This window comes from Psychrobacter immobilis, from assembly GCF_904846285.1.
Taxonomy (GTDB): domain Bacteria; phylum Pseudomonadota; class Gammaproteobacteria; order Pseudomonadales; family Moraxellaceae; genus Psychrobacter; species Psychrobacter immobilis_D.
This window is the reverse complement of sequence record NZ_CAJHAD010000002.1, coordinates 188515-206942: the sequence shown is the minus strand read 5'-3', so window position 1 is coordinate 206942 and position 18428 is coordinate 188515. Positions and strand designations below refer to the sequence as shown.

The following is an 18428-nucleotide window of genomic DNA, read 5'->3' as shown; positions in this document are numbered from 1 at the left end:
AACGTCCTAATTGGAAAATACAGGCAAATGAAATAACTAAATTAAAGTCCATAAAGTGCAAGTTGAGGAATTCATTATCTATCCTCATATCTTGTACGACCTTAATTAATAGTAATATATAGCTATGCATGTAACTGAGCTGTAAGTAATGTTTCTAAATTACTGAAAGAGATTATCATGACAAAAAACAAATGTCTATCAGTGAGTTAAACTATAGTTAGTTTTTCGAAAGTCGTAATGTCTACTTAAGCTATATTCGAAGCATCCAACTGTATTCTTTTAATCATAGCAACTGCTTAGTTAGACTGTTGAGATAAGTTTTACCTAAACAAACTCCCTCTCAACATTCATCACCCGCGCATCTACCGTCCGTTCTATCTTTTCCTCGATTTGACTGCATTGCGACTCCACCTCACGTTTAGATAGCCCAACGATCACAAACGTCCATTCACTGACATCATGCCGATCACGCTCGCCGCTCTCACAGACAGCAACGCTTGGGGTATTGCCAAAGCGTGCATGTAAGCCGCCCATCCGTTGACGTTTTTCTTTGAGTGAGCTACAGCCAGGTAACGCGAAAGTCAGGGTTAAGATAACGATATGCATTTTATTCTCCTTGCGACAGTGGTTTACGCTTTATAATAGTAGCAAATAAGCACGGCAAGTTATGCTATCGTTACCTTGCTGTCTCGATAGCCTATAACCGCTCACACTGTTTATAGTTATACCATTCACAAATATCACAATAGCCAATATGCGTATCTAATCAATGACCTCTATCAGCTACGTACAGCAACAGCACATTACTCGATTATGCGTGCGCTGCGGATTACTCCTTATGCAATATGGCGCTGAGTCTGCCGTGGTGGTGGACTTATCCAAACGCTTAGGACTTGCCTTGGGGATGAACAGCGTAGAATGTTCGCTGAATTTTAATGCCATTACCTTGACCACTATCTGCGATGAGCGCTGTATCACCACCACCAGAGACACAATCAATCAGAGCATCAATGTCAATTTATTGGTACAAATCCAGCAAATTGTCAATAAAACCGAAGCCCTCACAGATAATGATAATGACAAGCTGAAGCCTGAGCTAACTGAACGCACTACCCTTGCGTTTGATGAGTTAGATAATAAGTCGGTGTATCCCACATGGTTGGTTGGCATATTTGTTGGGGCGTCTTGTGCTGCGTTTGCTTATCTAAACGGTGGCAGTTGGTCAATTACTGGCGTGACCTTTATCGCAGGTATGGTGGCGATGTTCACCCGTATTTATCTGGCCAAGCACCATTTCAATCCCTTTATCACGGTCATTGTGACGGCTTTTATCGCCTCTTTAATTGGGGCGACGACCTATTATTTTGATATTGGTAATAATGCCGATATCGCCGTTGCCTCGAGCGTGCTGCTACTGGTACCAAGCTTTCCTTTGATTAATTCTTTCTCAGATATCCTAAAAGGCTATGTCAATATTGGGGTTGGGCGTGCCGTTTTTACCTATATGTTGACCTTGTCCGCTTGCGTCGGTATCGTCATGGCGCTGGTTTTACTTAGAATACAGCACTGGGGGTTTTAAGATGTGGTTCATTAAAACCGTGGTGTTGTCGTGCATTATTACCCTTGGTTGGACGCTGATGTTTAGCGTGCCCAAACGCTATATTTTGCCGTGCTTGCTGATGACTGCGTTTGGATTTGGGTTAAAAACAGCGCTTGTTTATCAGCACATCCATCTGGTGGTTGCTAGCTTTTTTGGGGCGATGCTTGCCAGCTTTTTGGGTGTCTACTTTTCTAAAAAATATACTCTGCCGCCCAAAGCGTTAATTTCACCGAGCGTCATCTGTATGATGCCAGGTATCGCTGCTTATAAGGCGATGGTCAGTATGGTGCAGATTGGTTATTTTGGTTTTTCCGACGAATTATTTAGCCAAATGATGGTGTATTTGTTTGAGGCCTTGTTTGTGACCTCGGGATTGGTGCTAGGCTTATCCATTCCCGGACTGTTATTTTATAGGCGGCGTGCCATAGTTTAGGCGGGTGTAGATGGGCTTATGAGATGTCAGGCTATTTATGCCTAAATACTTTTATATACTGATGCTAGCTGGCATACCCTTATAAGCAAAACCTTGTAAGATTAATTATCATACCCATTACAATAGAGTTCAAAATAACAGAATTAAAAAATAATAGACTGCAAAATTGCACCAATACGCATTAATACGTACTGAATAAAGAGACTTAACCATGACCAAACATTATGACTATATTTCCATTGGCGGCGGTAGCGGCGGCATTGCCTCGATCAATCGAGCAGCGAGCTATGGCAAAAAATGCGCCATTATCGAAGCCGACAAATTGGGCGGCACTTGCGTAAACTGGGGCTGCGTACCCAAAAAGGTGATGTGGTACGGCGCGCAAGTGGCTGAAGCCATCGAAAAGTATGCGCCAGATTATGGCTTTGATGTTGAATTAAAAGGCTTTGACTTTCAAAAGCTGGTACAAAGTCGCCAACAATATATCGAAAATATTCACCGCTCTTATGATAATAATTTGGCGAAAAATGGCGTTGAGGTGATAAAAGGCTTTGCCAAATTTGTCGATACCAATACGGTAGAGGTCAATGGCGAACTCATTACCGCTGACCATATTTTGATTGCGACGGGCGGTCACCCGATTCAACCCGATATCAAAGGCGCAGAATACGGCATCAATTCTGATGGTTTTTTTGCTTTGAATCATCTGCCAAAACGCGTGGCTATCGTCGGCGCAGGATATATCGCCGTTGAAATTGCAGGGGTAATGAATAGCTTAGGCGCTGAGGTACATCTTTATGTGCGTCAACACTCGCCGCTGCGCTCATTTGACCACACTATCGTGGAAACCTTACTGATAGAGATGGAGCAAGACGGCATTCAATTGCACACTAATACGACGCTAACTGAGGTCAATAAAAATGAAGATGGTAGTCTGACCTTATGCACCAAAGATGGTACCCTCGATACGGTAGATTGCTTGATTTGGGCCGTTGGTCGTGCGCCCTCCACCGACAATATCAATTTGCAAGTGACAGGGGTAGAGACGACCGAGTTTGGCAAAATTAAAGTCGATAAGTTTCAAAATACCAATGTTAAAGGGATTTATGCGGTCGGCGATATTATCGAAAACAGCATTGATTTGACGCCGGTGGCTATCGCCGCAGGTCGTCGCCTATCTGAGCGCTTGTTTAACGATAAGACTAATGAACATCTAAGTTATGATTTGATACCAACGGTTATCTTTACCCACCCTGCTATCGGCACGATTGGCTTGTCTGAAATCGATGCGGTTGAGCAATATGGTAAAGAAAATATCAAATGTTATAAATCGACCTTTACCTCTATGTATAGCGCCGTCACTCAGCACCGTCAAAAATGCGTGATGAAATTAGTCTGCTTAGGTGAGGATGAAAAAGTGATTGGCTTGCATGGTATTGGCTATGGCGTCGATGAGATGATTCAAGGCTTTGCGGTAGCGATAAAAATGGGCGCGACGAAAGCGGACTTTGATAATACGGTTGCTATTCATCCGACAGGCTCGGAAGAATTTGTGACGATGCGCTAGCCTTTATAAACTAGATGATATTAGTAAAAAGGCTACCTTTAACAAGGTAGCCTTTCTTATTTTGAATGCTTTTTATCTAACTTTCACATTCTTAAATCGTGCAAGATTGTTTAAATTTCCACCCACACTACCAACTTTTGCTTTTAAAAGAACGGTCTTATTAGAATTTTTGACCGTAATACCTTTATTATTTATTTCATAAACCACAGGCTTATTGGTGAAGCTCAAGGTTTTTTGCTTAGCGTCATATATGAACTGTCCATCATAATACAACTCAATTTTACCGTCTTTATCAGCAAAGGCATAATAGAGATGATCCTCATCATAGCTATCGAGTATCATTTTTTTGCCATTATCTAGATCGAATCCATAAACGTAGCGCGATGAATCATCGCCTTCTTCATACATAGCCAGCTGTTGATATTGGTTTTCGACCATCTTGCCATTGACTCTTGTTTTCTCAAGGATAGAGATTAAGCCTTTGTAGTTATATTCTTCCTCTACGATACGCACCGCTACTGGTTTATTATTGATGACTTTATACTCTGAATATTGATGCCATGCCGCGCCACTCTTAGTCATGGTATGTAAAGTTTGCGCATCTTCATCAATATCAAAAAATCCGCAATTACCTTGTGCCAGTTCAGTAAAACCTTCGCTATGCACGAAAGTCCTACCTTGCTTGAGATAAACCTGATAAGAAGGGCCGCCATAACAGCCGTTACGCCCGTCTTTGATCGCTAAATCGAACTTATTATCAAAATTAAAGTCGTCATAAATCAGTACACTACTCTCTCCATAAGGCAGGCTGACGATATTGGCGCTGATTTTGTTGCCTAGCTGATGCGCTTCACTGTTATCAAGCTCATAGTCAATATCGATATCAGCAGGCTGACTGATCAATATTTTCTTAGTCTTGGCGTCTCTTATTTCCACAATGCTATTAGTTTCACTATCTGCATCATTTGTTGATTTAATAATGGCGTAGTAATCGTCAGAAAAGTCTTGTATCTGATAGGTTTGCGCTAGCGCTGGATAGGCTAGAAAAGGTAAAACGAATAAACCCAAAAATGAGACTGCCTGCTTGCCTGTCTTTTTAAAGAAAGAATAAATATCCATATAAATCCTTAGTCGCTTAAAAAAATAAAAAACACCAATTTATACCAGCTTTAGTATCAATTATTAAATCGTTAGGAGAGAATTCAGATTCGGTAGCTTGAAGATGTCGATGATTTTTTTACAAGTAGTTTATACAAGCATAGCTCAGTTTTAATCACCTAGTACCCATTCTCTTTTAACTTGATAAAATTTAAAATTGGTCTTATTGGTGCGACTATTCCCTGCAATCGTTTGGGTGACATCAGCGCTACACATATAGGTATTGTCGCCCTCAACGTGGTCACAGTTGATATTCTCAATGCGCTCAAGTTTTGGCATCAGGCGCTCCATCAAACTGCTTATATCTTGTGCCATTTTATCATTGCCCGCGTTCGCCTTGGCAGCCTCCATTATTTCGATACCTTGCTCATATTGCGCTGCAATCAATCCCTCAACCGTACTTTCAGAAGGCCCGTTAGAACACGTGGCAAAAAATAGTATCAATACTACGGTTAACGCCCATCTTTTAAAATCTCCCACCTTGTCCTCCTGTTATGTTACTAGCATTTTTAAAACTGAAGAGGCGGATAATTCAGACAGCACAATCACGTTACTGCTATCATGCGTTTAATAATCACCGTTGCGAGATGCTTGTGTGGCAGATGTATTTTTCTATATTACCGATTGGTCTGGGCATCATGACCTTGGTCGCAAGCCTAATTGGCTTGTTTGCTTATTTGATGTCTGATGATAATGCCACGCGCCTGCCCGCTTTTAATTGGTTTAAGCGCTTAATTATCGTGGCATTTCTCCTATTGAGTGTCGGATTATTTATGACCTTTGGCAGTTTTTGGGGTTAATGGTTTTGGGTTAGTTACTTTAAGCTCAGCTGAATTGAGGTTAGTTTAATTGAATTTGATAAATCTTATTAACTTATGTCTAACTTACGAATTTTTCTAATTCTAATAACTCTAAATCTTGGCGTTTAGGTTCGCCATTATTGCCATCGATAGGAAACGGCATACTGTTGCCATTTAACTGATAACCGCGGCGCTGATAATACGCCAAAAGCTCAGGACGATGACTTAAAATAGACATGGTCAGACGCGCGGGATTTTGAGCAGACTTTGATGCATTTGATTGCAAATGCCGCTGCGCAAACGTCTCAGCTGCCTGCAATATCTGATGACCAATGCCATGCCCTTGCAACTCAGGCAGGACGGCAAACATACCGATATAGGCTTTCTTATTGCCAGCGTGCTGATTTGTATCAGTATCATCTTTTATATCGACCGCGATACAGCCTAATAACTCACCCGTTTCTTCGCCATCACGCTCGCCTGTCGTGGTTTTTGGATAAATGAAAATGTAATGTCTTGGGTCAGCGATGACGGCCAACAGCTCATCTTTAGTGGTACGAATACCGCCGATTAAATCTGCCTCATTGGTCCAACCTTCCGCTTGTCGATAACAGCGATTTAGCAATTGCTCAAGCGCATCAATATCATTTGCTTCAGCTTGGCGTAAAAATACGGTTGTTCTATTTAACTGTTGTTTATTTAAGACTTCTTTATTCAGTTCTTCTTTATTTATGTTCTCTTTATTCATAACATCGGTTTTCCTTTTCCGTTCATATCTTATAAAAATCTATCGTATAAAAGGCTGGCTCGGATAACCAAGCCAGCCTTTATAATAATACGTATCAGTTTTGAGTACTAGCGGGATAACGCGTGGGCTTGCTCGATAATATCAAATCCTGCATTGATTTGAGCGCGCGTTGGCGCATGACCACGGCGCAATAATTCAGAGAAAGCAATCAGCTCTTTGTCACGTCCGAGCGAGCTTGCGGCACTGACTCGCGTATTCTGCCCATCATCATCAAAATAATATTCGATATAATCAAGCTTAGCAGGCGAGCCAAATAAAATACCCTTATCAGGTGTGGCAGCATGGCCGCTATAGCGCAGGCTTTTGCCATACTGTGCTGTCCAAAAGAAAGGAATACGCTCCGCTAACGAATTAACATTATCCTCATTCAAGATAGCCGCCGCCGTAACTAGACCATGTTGCAACGCCACCCGCCAATGCTCGATACGCATGCGTCCCATCTGATTGGTGGCTTTGGCGATATCACCCAGCGCATAGACGCCATCACGCAGTTGCAAGGTCTCATCAACTTGCACACCATCTGGCGCGTTTACTTCATTTAACAGCTCAGTACGTGGTGCAACACCGGTTCCTAAAATGACCACATCGGCGACAAGCGTACTGCCATCTGATAGAGTGACGCCGCTGACTTTACTATTTTCATTATCAGTATCGTCTTTAGCAGCATTGATTTCGTCAACGCCAGCACCGAATACAAAATTAACGCCCTTTTCTTCGTGTAATTTGATTAAAGCATTACTGACGCTTTCAGAAACGATATTAGCCATCACACGGCGATTACGCCCAACGACAGTAATAGAGGCAGCCTTCCCTGCCTCCATTAGTGCCGACGCCACTTCCATGCCGATAAAACCGGTGCCGACGATAACCACATGCTTATTATCACTGGCATTTTTGATAGCCTTGGCATCATCCATACTACGCAGCGTATAAACACCGTCGAGCTCAGCCCCTTTAAAAGGCGGTATTTTTGGCTCAGCGCCTGTCGCCACTACTAAGAAGTCCGCGGTTTGCTCTTCGCGTTTACCGTCTGCATCTGTGATAACGATGGTACGCGCGTTTGGTGATACTTCGCTGACGGTTTGCTGTAAGCGCAAATCGATATTGTTATTACTGGCCCAATCAGCGCCGCCTAGCATTAGATATTTCTCGTCCATTTTACCTGCCAAAAACATCTTGGATAATAAAGGACGATTATAAGGTGCTTTATCATCTTGGCTAATCAAGGTAATCTTGCCGCCATAACCCGTATGTCGCAGCTGATTGGCGGTCATAAAACCTGCACCGCCGCCGCCAACGATAATGGTATGGGTGTCCGTCATTTTGTCATTGGCCACGCGCTTATCTATCTTCGGCGCGGTATTGACGGTTAAGCTATCACCCTCATCGCTCAGCTCGTACTGAGTCAAGCCGCGCATCGCGACCGGCTCCAATAGCGTGCCATCGCGACTATCAAAGCTACCATGATGCCATGGGCAAATGACCCGATTACCGCAGCGTAGCCCCTCACCCAAATCTGCGCCAGCATGCGGACATTTACCATCGAAGGCGCTAAACTCGTCCTCATCGCGGGTGATTAAAATGATACTATCGTCATCCTGTTTATAGGATTTCATGCCACCACTTGGAATGTCAGCTTTGCTAATGGTGACAGTATGAATCGTTGCCTTGCTCATAAGTTATCCTTAACGGTTATTATTAATAATTTATTATTTCCTGCTGCAAACGTATTGATGTAAGCTTATGAAATCAATCATTAGCGATAAAAATACGTTATTTAAAAAACCAGATATCTTGATAGTAGCAAGACCATTTGGTAGACGCTGTTTATTTGTATGCTGCCTGCGTTGCAAAACGTAAATTTACCTTTGCTTTATCCTTAATTTTTTATTTTTATCATTTTTTATCAACACAAAAGATACCTTTTATGACTTCTCAAGACGAATTAAAGAACGACCCACTTAATAACAACTCATTTAATAACGATTCGCCTAATAACAAATCTATTGATGATAAGACGTTTGCTAACTCAAACGCCGAGAATATCGAGAATATAAATACTATTGATATTGCTGCCGCCACCGATACAGCTAAATTACCACAGCCGACGCAGCCACCTTTAAAACAAGCAACCTACAAAGCCCATGCCACAGATTTTGTGGTTAATGAGATATTGCCGCTCGACTTTACTGGCGAGGGTGAGCATTTATGGCTGCATATTGAGAAGCTGGGTATGAATACCGCCTATCTGGCCAAATTATTATCAGAATGGGCAGGGATTCCCCTACGTGATGTCGGTTATTCGGGGCTTAAAGACCGTCATGCACTAACGACACAGTGGTTTAGCCTGCGCATACCAAAGAAGCAATTGCCAGAGTCTGAGTTTGCTCCAGTAGATATTGGTGTCAATGAATCGCTCACTATCCTTGCGCAGCAGTGGCACAATAAAAAACTCAATCGTGCTACGCACCGAGCTAATCAATTTATTATTACCTTGCGTGATGTCGAGTTTGCTGACTTAGGAATTACAGCGTCCGAGCAGGACTTATCGTCTGAGAAAAGTAATAAGGATGCTGTCGAGCAGCATTTAGCCCATATCAGCACAACGGGCGTGCCCAATTATTTTGGTCCGCAGCGTTTTGGCCGTAATGGCAATAATGTTAGAGAAGCATTGTCATTGTTTGCCCGTCCAGCGCCAGAAAGTCGTCCGCAACCCAAAAAGAGCAAACGCAAACAGGCACCCCGCGAGCAAAACAGCATGGAATTGTCTGCTGCGCGTAGCTTGATATTTAATGAGATATTGGCAGCGCGGGTGCGCGATGGTAGCTGGAATACATGGCTTGCAGGTGAAGTATTTAATTTGGACGGATCAGGCTCGATATTTGCCAGCGCAGCAATTGACGATACTTTGCAAGCGCGACTTGCCAGCGCCGATATTCATCCAACGGCGGTATTATGGGGCGTGGGTAATGATAAAGTCAGTGGCCCAGCTGCCGCTATCGAAAATGATATTGTACAGAAAAATCCATTATTACATCAGCTAGCTACAGGATTAGAAAAGCGCGATATCAAAGCACAACGACGAGCGCTAAGATTACCGATTGAGGAGTTAAGCTGGGAATGGCAGGACACAGATGATGAGCTGACATTGGTGCTCAGTTTTACTTTAACGACCGGTAGCTTTGCGACCAGTGTGCTTTCAAGCTTGGTCGCAAATTTAAGCACCTAACTGAATAACCGCCTAAGCAATAATTTAATCATTAGAAGCAATAATTTGGTGATTCAGAGAAGAAACTAAATAGCAAATAACTAGCTAGTCGCGTAAAGGACGGCAATTTTATCTTTTTCTGCCGCTAGCATATGATTGGCACTGACCACTTGATTGCGGCCACGGTCTTTTGCTTCATATAAGGCTTTATCCGCAACACATATTAAGCGCTGACAAATATCGCTAGGCAGTTGTGCTTGCAGTATTTCTTTTGCGGCGCGTTTTCTTCTATGGGAAATTCTTTTTTGCGCATGCGTTTTTGCTGTGCCTGCTTGGTTGCTGCTTGAAGTATGGGCACTATTGCCTTGTTTACGGTTTTTATGTGGCTTTGTAAGCGGTGGCGTACCTTCTTCTAGCGCCAATACCTTGTATTCACTTTGGATGCGAGCACGCTCATCATGTGTCAGGGTATAAACCCCTAAGCTGGCAGTAATATAGAAATCCGTACCCTCATCGCTCTTGATGACATGTTGGGCGATATCTTGGCGTAGCTGCTTAGCAATAGCCATCGCACCCTCATGCGTGGTATCTGGCAGCACGATTAAAAACTCTTCGCCGCCATAGCGACTGACAATCGCCTCTTCTGATAAAGATTTCAGTAGCGTCTGGGCAACCTCAGACAAGACTTGGTCGCCGACATCGTGACCATAGTTATCATTGATATTTTTAAACCAATCTAAGTCCAGCAAAATGACACTGAAATCTTGCTTATCTCCCATCGCCAGTAGCGCTTGCTGCATTTGCGTCAAACCGTAGCGCCGACTCTTTAGCTGGGTCAATTCATCTTGATTGGCATATTGCATGATTTCAGCTTTGCTGTTATCCAATATTAACAGCAGCGTTCGAAACATATAGATGATAAAAACCGCTTTTGGGAGCGCCATATAAATATGGGTGGTGCGCCAAAAAAATGCAGAAGAAAAACGCAGTTGATTAAAGTTGTCCCAGCTCAGCGTTCCATTTTGAAAAATAGAGGCAGAAATGGCATTTTCGATTGCTACCGTTTCGCTAAAAGTAAGATAACTATAAGTATCTAATGGAAAAGAGGTTATCGTCATTTGGCGCAGATTGGGTATCGTAAAACCAAAATAAGGAATTAAGGTGACCAAAAAGATCAAGGCGATATGCCCTAAAAAGGCTTTCCATACATAGCGCCGCCGTATCAGCATCATTCCTAGCATCGCGCCGCCAACCAGCGAAACCCCAGCAACCAGACTACTGTGACCCATGACTAAAATCACCACTGCAATATACAGGCTATAAAGCGTGACCATTATCGCCTGCCATTTATACAACGAGCCCGTATCTTCTCTAATGGGTGATGCACGGCTGACCATCCAAAAAAAGAACAGCAGCATCAGTGTCACGCCAATCCACAAGGGGTACAGTAGCGCCATATCTACGTAGGAGCCATAAATATCTTGGCGCCACCAAACAAACAAGCACCATAGCCAATGTGACGTGACTTCTATTAAAACAAACAGCGCTAGTAGCGATGCTCTATCAGCGGCTTGCCACTCGAAAATCACTCGCGAGAGTTTTCTGTAGCCTAGATGAGATATCGATACAGCCATAATGGGCTACCGCAGATAGTGAAAGTTATTGAGATAAACCAAGTATAAAACTAAGATCTTTGACTTATATTAGACTTAAACTGACGTATTTAGTGTGGCAATTTTTCCTTTAATTATCAATCTCTTTAACTAATTTACTCATCCATATCTGACTTTCATTTTACCTTACTTATTATTCTTAAAATATAGACTATTTTAGACTAAGCCAATGCCGCAAACGACTGCCAAACGCCTTGTTGCTCAGGGTGAAGGTTTGGCACATCACCCAAGCGTCGCCACGGCATATTACTGCCATGAAAGTCGCTGCCGATAGAAGCAGCAAGCTGGTGTTCAGCAATACTGCGATCGACCATTCTACGGGTACTAATCGGTTCGCTATTTGACGGCAATTCACAAGCATCACCGCCAAGTCGTGCAAACTCTTCAATTAATTTACGTACGCGAGTGGCCGAAAGCTGGTAGCGCGTTGGGTGCGCCAGTACTGCCTTGCCGCCGCAAGCATGGATCAGCTCGATACCATGCTGCATCGTTAATGCCTCAATCGCCACATAGGCCGGCTTATTATCCGCCAGATATTTATCAAAAGCTTTTTGCACGGTTTTCACTGCGCCGCGCTCAAACAACACTTGACCAATATGTGCACGCCCTACCGCTTGTGGATTGCTGCCAGCTTTATCGAGCACCGCTTGCCATAGCTCAGCATAATCAATATCTAATAGCTCACTAAGTTTTTCAGTGATACGTTGACCACGCGTGGCACGGCTGTCTTGTAATTGTTGCAAAGTAGCGTGCATTTTATCAAAGTCAGCAAAATCCAGTCCAAGCACATGGATGATTTTATTGGTAGATTTATTTTTACCATAGCCGCCGCTAAGCGTATGCTCGCAGCTAATCTCAACCCCATTGATTAATTGTATATCGAAAGCCTCAGCCGCCGCGCGCGCCTCGTCGATACCCATCAAGGTATCATGATCCGTTAACGCCAGTACATTAATGCCAGCATTATGCGCGCGCTGTACTACCTCAGTGGGTGCATAGGTACCATCAGAACAAGTACTGTGGCAATGTAAGTCAATTTTCATAAAGCTGGCCTTAAGGTTTTGAATGTGTTGTTCATTTAAATATGCGGTCGATACTAAGTATATTATCAGTAAAACGAGCTAAAAAAGGCGAAGACATCGCATATCGATAGCATATCGGACGATTATCAGGTTGATTGCTTTTTTTTGCGGCAGTAGACGTGTAAACTACCCCATACGTTTTTTTGTTGGAAATCCTATTTGCTATGAAAGCCTTATTAGACTTCATTCCGTTGATCGCTTTTTTTATTGCCGCGCGTTACAGTGGCATTTTAGCGGCGGCAGGCGCATTGCTCGTTGCCACTATTATTATTTATGCCATCCATTTTGTGCGTCAAAAAGGCAAATTTGATAAACAGCAGTGGGTCGTTTTATTATTAACCATCGTCTTTTGCGGTGGTACGCTGCTATTGCGTGACGACATTTACCTGCGTTGGAAGTCGCCTATTATCAACGGTATCTTTGCCTTAACGCTGTTGGTCAGCGCTGTGATTAACAAACCGTTGATGCAATTGGCCATGAAAGAGGTGTTTTCACTCACGCTGAGTGGCTGGAAAAAACTGACCGTCGCTTGGGCATTGTTTTTTGCCATGATGGGCGTTCTGCATTATATCACGGCATTCACTATGTCTGATGAAGCTTGGATTAACTTCAAAACCTATGGCTGGATTCCGATTATGTTGGTATTCGTGGTTGCTCAATTTGCCCTGTTAAAAAATCACCTCAATCCAGCATTAACCGACAAAAGCACTAAATAAGAGCTGATTTAATCATAAGACTCAGTTTAATCATAGTATATGGTTTAAAAACATGATGAGACATAAGCTCATTGTTTTTCATTATGCTTTATAGCGCTTTATTCTTACTATTTATTTGAGGAAGTCCCATGTCCTTATTTGCCATTATCGGTCACGATGTTGCTGGCAGCAGCGCCCAACGTCAGGTGACACGTGCCGAACACGTTGCCCGACTACAAGTATTACAAAGCGAGCAGCGACTCATTATCGCTGGTCCAACGCCCATTGAACACGGTAAAAGCGAGATGTCAGGTAGCCTGATTATTGCTGACTTCGACTCCCTCGATGCCGCGCAAGCATGGGCAAGCGCTGAGCCTTATTTGCGTGATGGCGTTTATAGCCATGTAGATATCAAGCCGTTTATACAGACATTGCCTGCACCTACTAACAGCGCAGCAGATAAGCCAGCCAATAAGGTAGCAGCATCGTGATTAAGCAGTTATTATTAAATAGTGCTGTTTCTAATCATGTCGCTTATCATGGTATTGCGCTTGCTTTTGGTCGCATCGCTAATCTTAGTGTTGCGAGCTTATTGTTGCTTACTAGTCTATCGGTACAAGCAGCGCCAACTGTGACCAATGCTGACCCTGCAGCAGGAACAGCTACGCTGACGCCTAATGCTGTATTAGCGCCCAATAATGTTACTCAAATAACGCCGCCAAATACTGCTTCAAATACCGTAGCAACTACAGCGCCGAACCCAACTGCCATTGCTAAGCCTGCGACCAATATTAGCGACACTTTAGCGGCGCAGCTACAACCGTCTAATAAAGCGCTTTCTGCGGCCAATCAAGAATTGCTTAGCCGTAATGCCCAGCTTCAACGTCAAGTCAATGACTTACAGACGCAAGTGAACGTTTTGGTGTATGAGAGCAAAGGTCAATTGTTTTTATATGGCGCATTTACGGTGTTAATGAGCTTATTGGTCGGGATTTTTATTTCGTGGTTGGTGTTTGTTCGCCGTGAACGCTGGTAGTAAATCCTCTATAAATGTGATGCTTTATGTCCAAATTTGTGTCTAAACCTGAGTCTAAATCAGCTATATCTAAGCCTACCTCTCCCGCAATGCGCAAGCCTCATAAAGCCAGCAAACCCCCTAAAAAACCTGCGCCGCCAAACGTAATTACCCCTGCTAAGATTGCATGGCAAACCGATGATGCTGGCAATCAAGTGCCAGTATCAGGAGAATTTGGTGATGTGTATTTCTCACACGCTGATGGCTTGGCAGAATCCCGCCATGTGTTCTTAGCCCATAATCAACTACCAGAACGGCTAGCGAACCTTGCAGACAAACAATGCTTTACTGTCGCTGAATTAGGTTTTGGTACTGGCTTAAATTTTTTAGCTACATGGCAGCTTTGGCGTGAGCTTCGTGTTCAACAGCCGCATTTAACAAGCGCACGCTTGCACTTTATCACCACCGAAAAATACCCCATACCGCTTACTGACCTAACACAGATACTCATTTTATGGGCACAACGCGCACCCGAGCTTGCTGAGATAGTTGAGCAACTTTTAGCCAGCTATCCACCGTTAATTGCGGGCTGTCATAGACTCAGTTTTATTGAAGATAGTATTACGCTTGATATTTGGCTAGGCGATGCGGCTCATAGTTTGGCAAGTTTAGGTGCTTTAGATACCTCAAATATTTTCGATAATGATTCGGCTATTAAACGCCCTTACGTTGATGCTTGGTTTCTAGATGGTTTCGCACCTTCTTGTAATGAGACTTTGTGGGCGGAGTCGATATTTACCCAGATGCAGCGCTTATCTCGTACTGGCACGACTGCGGCTACTTATAGCTGTGCCAGTATCGTCAAACGTGGGTTGCAAGCGCATGGTTTTAGCATTAAAAAGGTTAAAGGCTTTGGACGCAAGCGTGAAATGTTAACGGCAGTTATAGCTGGCAATTCTGATTCCTTACCTGATTCTTTAGCACTAAATGACAATAACAATAACAATATCTGCGTTTTGCCGGACCCACCTAACCATATTCCTAGCCACACAGTAGTGATTGGTGCGGGCGTTGCTGGACTACTCACCGCTTGGACGTTGGCCAATCGCGGTATGACAGTAACGATAGTAGATAAGACCGCCCCACTTGCTGGTGCCTCTGGCAATCCGCGCGCCCTACTCGCACCAAATATGACGCCCATTCACCACGTCTATGAGCACTTGCATACTATCGGTTATCTGTATAGCGGCAGACTATATCGTTATTTTAATCAGCAAGCAGCTCTGCAACAAACGCCGCTGATACTTGAGCAAACAGGCACGTTAGACTTGCTAATAAAAACCAATATTGGCACGGCTCAGATTGCCGATTATCCTAATGAGATGGCGACTACGATTACAACTGAAGAAGCGCGGCGGTTAAGCGGCTTAAAAGCTAAAGACTTAGCAGACAATTTATATTTACCACAATCTGGTTTGGTCAATCCTCAAGCGCTAAAAACGATCATCCTTGCGCACCCAAATATCAATTATCAGCAGCTTAGCGTTACTGATGTCAAAGAAACTGCTGATAAGGTTACGGTAATTGGCGAGAAAGAAATTAACATTGATAATAATAGTCAAAGCTCTATTAATATCTGCGCTGACAATCTGGTGATTTGCGCCGCGTATGAGAGCCACCAGCTAGACAAACGTATCGTTGCATGCCGTACCATCCGCGGACAGCTATCTTGGTTTACGCCCACTGACGAGCAGATAGCTGGTCTGCCTAAATTACCGCTCAAATATAGTGGTTATTGCGCGCCCTTTATCGGACAAAGCGGTGATGCTGAGATAAATATGATTGCCGAAGGTCAGCCACAGTTTTTACTGGGTGCGAGCTTTATAGATGCTGACGCCAGCATTGATATCCGTCGTGAAGAAAATCAGCAAAATTATGACAAACTGCTGGAGGATATGCCGGAATTAGGCAATGTCCTGCCAGATGATACCGGCGCATGGCAAGCGCGCGCCGGTGTGCGTACGCAAACGATTGATTATCATCCATTGGTCGGACGACTTGCGCAAAGCCGCCGCATTTGGACGCTCTCTGCGATGGGGGCAAAAGGTTATGCACTAGCACCGATATGCGCTGAAGCATTAGCAGATATGATGTTAGGCTGCTTTACGCCTTTATCCGCTGTTACCTTAGCGCGACTGTCACCCAATCGGGCGCGGTTGCATAAAGCGGGCTGAGTTATCGACTAAGTCATTTGTTAACCAAGTCATTTATTAGCTAAATTACTTATCTTATATAGTTTAATATGAGCTCACACTGGCTAACATAAGCTATATAAGATAACCGTTATAGACACAGTAAAAATATTATTCACTATCGCTCTGATCACGACTATCTATTCTTGATTTAACAGAACCAAACAAGGATTTTCCTGAGTCTGATTTTTGATTCGATATTCTGGCGGTACTATCATCACTAAGACTTGTCGGCGAAATTAATGCACGTATTTGCGCTTCGTCTCGGGTGTTTTTTTGAATCGTGACAGCAGCAAATAAACTCATGGTAAACGCCATCATATAAAACCCTTTCTCACTCAAGCTTAAACCAGTGGCGTTCATCAACCCAATAGCAATAAGTGCAATGGAAACCGCCAGCGCCGCCCAGCTTATTAGATAATATAGATTGGTGGTAGGAATACCTTCTGCACGGTCACGCAGGGTTTTTTGTAGGCTGATTGCTGAATACAATCCCAGTGCTAAAATGGCGAAGTAGTAGCCCTTTTCGTTAAGTAGCATACTTTGTGCATTCCATAACCCCATTAGATAGGCCAAAACCCCGACCAGCATCACTGCCCAAGAAGTACCTACATAAGCCGTGGTTGGCTTATATGCCGCTAGCTGACTTTTTGTAATTGTGTCATTATCCATTATCGTCCTTAATTACTTATCCATTATTATTAATTGTTTTATCGCAGCACTTACCAACTAGTGTTCTACCTTGGGATAAAATAGCACAAGTATGTTATGTTGTGATACACAAATATGCACAGAAAAATGCGTGCTTTTTTATATTTATAGCTTTTTATGACAGAGTATTGATATGTCTTTTTTTACGCTACTTATTTTACTCAGCCTTATCATTATTGTACCTATCTTTTTTGTCATGAAAGAGAAATCTCGTCGGCTGCAAATTGACTCAACCCACAGGCATAAACAATATTTAGCATCAGGCAGTAGCGCCTTGTCTAAAAATGAACAAGCATTGCCGCAAAGTGACAAAACGGATGGACTGGCTATTATTAAATTTACCGCGCAGCATCCGTTTATCAAATACCTTTACGCTGAACAAGTTCCTGAAGCATTCCGAGCCATTATGGACGATATCGGTCAACAGTATGAGCGCATGCACCATGTTCAAATCACTGAATCACAGCTATTTACCCTCAATAAACTTATAGAGATACGCATACCCGAGCTGATTCATGATTACCTCAGCCTCGATCCACATTATGCCACTACTGTTATTATTGACCGCGATAAATCTGTCACCAGTTATAGCATGGTGTTAGAGCAGTTGAACTCTATTTTGGACTTTGCACAAAAGCTAAATATCCAAAGCCAAAGTGGCGTCGTTGATAAGCTGCTTGCCAGTCGTCGCTATTTAGATGATGTCTACCAAGAAAGCGCAACCAGTAACGATTTATTAAAATTAAAGTAAAAACTAGCCAATACCTTAATCAATGGATAGCTGTCTATTATGAAAACCGATATTTCTAACTTAGTAAAATCAAAACCATTCTTTAAAACAATTTCTATTACTCTTTTAATCCTGTCACTACTGAGTGCTTGCCAAAAGACGCCAGAACCTGAGACCGTTAATGAGAATTCTGCTGACACAACCACCCAAACGACGCCAGTAAGCTCGAATATTAATGCACCGAAAGTTGCTGATGAAGATACTGCTAAGTCTGCTGTTAATACAGAAGCAGATAGGAGCTTAAGTGAATTGGAAAATGAGCTTGGCGCAGCGGATACTTCAGGAAATAGTGCTGCGATAGCGCCCAATCCAGAACAAGCCATCAAAGGCGCACAAATCACCGATGTCAACTATCGCAGCGCCAGCGGTGAAACGTTATTTGTAATCTTTGAGACGTCAGAAAAAGGCGTGCTTAACGCTATCGTCACCCTGCCCAATAAACCAAAAATGACTTTGAGTGCGCCAGAGGGTCAAGGCAATAACCCTACTTATCGCTCAAACGATGGCAATATTCAGCTGGTCAGCCATGGCGGCGGTAGTAGCATTGACCTTATTCAAAATAATAAAACAATGAGCTTTGAGGCCATCAGTGTAGAGGCAGAAGTCATCGCCGAATAATGTTATCAATAAAAATTT

At 43.2% G+C, this 18428-nt stretch carries 19 protein-coding genes; 11 read left to right on the top strand and 8 right to left on the bottom strand.

Features of this window, described 5'->3' with window-relative positions:
- Positions 1–324 precede the first annotated feature (324 nt).
- Positions 325–606, bottom strand: coding sequence for a DUF503 domain-containing protein (locus JMX13_RS02940; RefSeq protein WP_201609463.1), 282 nt, complete (start codon positions 604–606; stop codon positions 325–327).
- A gap of 163 nt (positions 607–769) precedes the next feature.
- Between JMX13_RS02940 and JMX13_RS02935 the strand changes: the two genes are divergently transcribed.
- The 3 genes from JMX13_RS02935 (at position 770) to gorA (ending at position 3600) form a co-directional block, all read left to right on the top strand.
- Positions 770–1579 (top strand): threonine/serine ThrE exporter family protein, encoded by an 810-nt coding sequence (locus JMX13_RS02935; RefSeq protein WP_201609462.1) that lies wholly within the window; start codon positions 770–772, stop codon positions 1577–1579.
- Position 1580: 1 nt separating this feature from the next.
- The gene (locus JMX13_RS02930; protein WP_011280954.1) at positions 1581–2033 is read left to right on the top strand and encodes a threonine/serine exporter family protein; all 453 of its coding nucleotides are present in this window, start codon (positions 1581–1583) and stop codon (positions 2031–2033) included.
- Positions 2034–2244: 211 nt separating this feature from the next.
- Complete coding sequence (gene gorA, locus JMX13_RS02925; protein WP_201609461.1) at positions 2245–3600, top strand: glutathione-disulfide reductase; 1356 nt, start codon at positions 2245–2247, stop codon at positions 3598–3600.
- Between the two features lie 72 nt (positions 3601–3672).
- On the opposite strand, the gene JMX13_RS02920 is transcribed toward gorA, so the two are convergent.
- A complete protein-coding gene (locus JMX13_RS02920; RefSeq protein WP_201609460.1) occupies positions 3673–4719 on the bottom strand; it encodes an XAC2610-related protein in 1047 nt (348 codons plus the stop codon).
- A gap of 150 nt (positions 4720–4869) precedes the next feature.
- Positions 4870–5238 carry a hypothetical protein gene (locus JMX13_RS02915; protein ID WP_201609459.1) on the bottom strand — a complete coding sequence of 123 codons (369 nt, stop codon included), beginning with the start codon at positions 5236–5238 and terminating at the stop codon, positions 4870–4872.
- Between the two features lie 122 nt (positions 5239–5360).
- Here JMX13_RS02915 and JMX13_RS02910 point away from each other — a divergent pair, with 122 nt between their 5' ends.
- Positions 5361–5558: a hypothetical protein gene (locus JMX13_RS02910; RefSeq protein ID WP_227686190.1), complete on the top strand. Its 198-nt coding sequence runs from the start codon at positions 5361–5363 to the stop codon at positions 5556–5558.
- Between the two features lie 79 nt (positions 5559–5637).
- Here JMX13_RS02910 and JMX13_RS02905 read toward each other — a convergent pair whose 3' ends face one another.
- Together JMX13_RS02905 and JMX13_RS02900 are read right to left on the bottom strand one after the other, a co-directional pair.
- Positions 5638–6306: a GNAT family N-acetyltransferase gene (locus JMX13_RS02905; protein ID WP_201609458.1), complete on the bottom strand. Its 669-nt coding sequence runs from the start codon at positions 6304–6306 to the stop codon at positions 5638–5640.
- Between the two features lie 107 nt (positions 6307–6413).
- On the bottom strand, positions 6414–8042 hold the full coding sequence (locus tag JMX13_RS02900; protein ID WP_201609457.1) for an FAD-dependent oxidoreductase: 1629 nt from the start codon (positions 8040–8042) through the stop codon (positions 6414–6416).
- Between the two features lie 251 nt (positions 8043–8293).
- On the opposite strand from JMX13_RS02900, the gene truD reads away from it, so the two are divergent.
- Positions 8294–9595: a tRNA pseudouridine(13) synthase TruD gene (gene truD / locus JMX13_RS02895; RefSeq protein ID WP_201609456.1), complete on the top strand. Its 1302-nt coding sequence runs from the start codon at positions 8294–8296 to the stop codon at positions 9593–9595.
- A gap of 80 nt (positions 9596–9675) precedes the next feature.
- Here truD and JMX13_RS02890 read toward each other — a convergent pair whose 3' ends face one another.
- Complete coding sequence (locus tag JMX13_RS02890) at positions 9676–11208, bottom strand: sensor domain-containing diguanylate cyclase (RefSeq protein WP_201609455.1); 1533 nt, start codon at positions 11206–11208, stop codon at positions 9676–9678.
- 200 nt (positions 11209–11408) lie between these two features.
- Positions 11409–12290, bottom strand: coding sequence for a PHP domain-containing protein (locus JMX13_RS02885; RefSeq protein WP_201609454.1), 882 nt, complete (start codon positions 12288–12290; stop codon positions 11409–11411).
- Positions 12291–12493: 203 nt separating this feature from the next.
- On the opposite strand from JMX13_RS02885, the gene ispZ reads away from it, so the two are divergent.
- The 4 genes from ispZ to mnmD all read left to right on the top strand — a co-directional run bounded on the left by ispZ (position 12494) and on the right by mnmD (position 16273).
- Entirely contained in the window at positions 12494–13045 is a 552-nt protein-coding gene (gene ispZ / locus JMX13_RS02880) for a septation protein IspZ (RefSeq protein ID WP_201609453.1), read from the top strand.
- A 128-nt stretch (positions 13046–13173) separates the two neighbouring features.
- Positions 13174–13515 (top strand): YciI family protein, encoded by a 342-nt coding sequence (locus JMX13_RS02875; protein WP_201609452.1) that lies wholly within the window; start codon positions 13174–13176, stop codon positions 13513–13515.
- Positions 13512–14060, top strand: a complete 549-nt coding sequence (locus JMX13_RS02870) for a hypothetical protein (RefSeq protein ID WP_227686189.1) — start codon at positions 13512–13514, stop codon at positions 14058–14060. The genes JMX13_RS02875 and JMX13_RS02870 overlap by 4 nt, the downstream gene beginning before the upstream one ends.
- A gap of 89 nt (positions 14061–14149) precedes the next feature.
- A complete protein-coding gene (gene mnmD, locus JMX13_RS02865) occupies positions 14150–16273 on the top strand; it encodes a tRNA (5-methylaminomethyl-2-thiouridine)(34)-methyltransferase MnmD (RefSeq protein ID WP_201609496.1) in 2124 nt (707 codons plus the stop codon).
- Positions 16274–16402: 129 nt separating this feature from the next.
- Here the strand turns inward: mnmD and yiaA are convergent, their stop codons facing one another.
- Entirely contained in the window at positions 16403–16963 is a 561-nt protein-coding gene (gene yiaA / locus JMX13_RS02860; protein ID WP_201609451.1) for an inner membrane protein YiaA, read from the bottom strand.
- A 172-nt stretch (positions 16964–17135) separates the two neighbouring features.
- Between yiaA and JMX13_RS02855 the strand changes: the two genes are divergently transcribed.
- Complete coding sequence (locus JMX13_RS02855) at positions 17136–17753, top strand: hypothetical protein (protein WP_201609450.1); 618 nt, start codon at positions 17136–17138, stop codon at positions 17751–17753.
- A 39-nt stretch (positions 17754–17792) separates the two neighbouring features.
- On the top strand, positions 17793–18410 hold the full coding sequence (locus JMX13_RS02850) for a hypothetical protein (protein WP_227686188.1): 618 nt from the start codon (positions 17793–17795) through the stop codon (positions 18408–18410).
- The last annotated feature ends 18 nt before the right edge of the window (positions 18411–18428 follow it).

Bases quoted from the DNA above. Each gene is read 5' to 3' on its own strand.
- JMX13_RS02940 (WP_201609463.1), bottom strand. From the start codon at position 606: ATGCATATCGTTATCTTAACCCTGACTTTCGCGTTACCTGGCTGTAGC.
- JMX13_RS02935 (WP_201609462.1), top strand. From the start codon at position 770: ATGACCTCTATCAGCTACGTACAGCAACAGCACATTACTCGATTATGC.
- JMX13_RS02930 (WP_011280954.1), top strand. From the start codon at position 1,581: ATGTGGTTCATTAAAACCGTGGTGTTGTCGTGCATTATTACCCTTGGT.
- gorA (WP_201609461.1), top strand. From the start codon at position 2,245: ATGACCAAACATTATGACTATATTTCCATTGGCGGCGGTAGCGGCGGC.
- JMX13_RS02920 (WP_201609460.1), bottom strand. From the start codon at position 4,719: ATGGATATTTATTCTTTCTTTAAAAAGACAGGCAAGCAGGCAGTCTCA.
- JMX13_RS02910 (WP_227686190.1), top strand. From the start codon at position 5,361: ATGTATTTTTCTATATTACCGATTGGTCTGGGCATCATGACCTTGGTC.
- JMX13_RS02905 (WP_201609458.1), bottom strand. From the start codon at position 6,306: ATGAATAAAGAGAACATAAATAAAGAAGAACTGAATAAAGAAGTCTTA.
- JMX13_RS02900 (WP_201609457.1), bottom strand. From the start codon at position 8,042: ATGAGCAAGGCAACGATTCATACTGTCACCATTAGCAAAGCTGACATT.
- truD (WP_201609456.1), top strand. From the start codon at position 8,294: ATGACTTCTCAAGACGAATTAAAGAACGACCCACTTAATAACAACTCA.
- JMX13_RS02890 (WP_201609455.1), bottom strand. From the start codon at position 11,208: ATGGCTGTATCGATATCTCATCTAGGCTACAGAAAACTCTCGCGAGTG.
- JMX13_RS02885 (WP_201609454.1), bottom strand. From the start codon at position 12,290: ATGAAAATTGACTTACATTGCCACAGTACTTGTTCTGATGGTACCTAT.
- ispZ (WP_201609453.1), top strand. From the start codon at position 12,494: ATGAAAGCCTTATTAGACTTCATTCCGTTGATCGCTTTTTTTATTGCC.
- JMX13_RS02875 (WP_201609452.1), top strand. From the start codon at position 13,174: ATGTCCTTATTTGCCATTATCGGTCACGATGTTGCTGGCAGCAGCGCC.
- mnmD (WP_201609496.1), top strand. From the start codon at position 14,150: ATGCGCAAGCCTCATAAAGCCAGCAAACCCCCTAAAAAACCTGCGCCG.
- yiaA (WP_201609451.1), bottom strand. From the start codon at position 16,963: ATGGATAATGACACAATTACAAAAAGTCAGCTAGCGGCATATAAGCCA.
- JMX13_RS02855 (WP_201609450.1), top strand. From the start codon at position 17,136: ATGTCTTTTTTTACGCTACTTATTTTACTCAGCCTTATCATTATTGTA.
- JMX13_RS02850 (WP_227686188.1), top strand. From the start codon at position 17,793: ATGAAAACCGATATTTCTAACTTAGTAAAATCAAAACCATTCTTTAAA.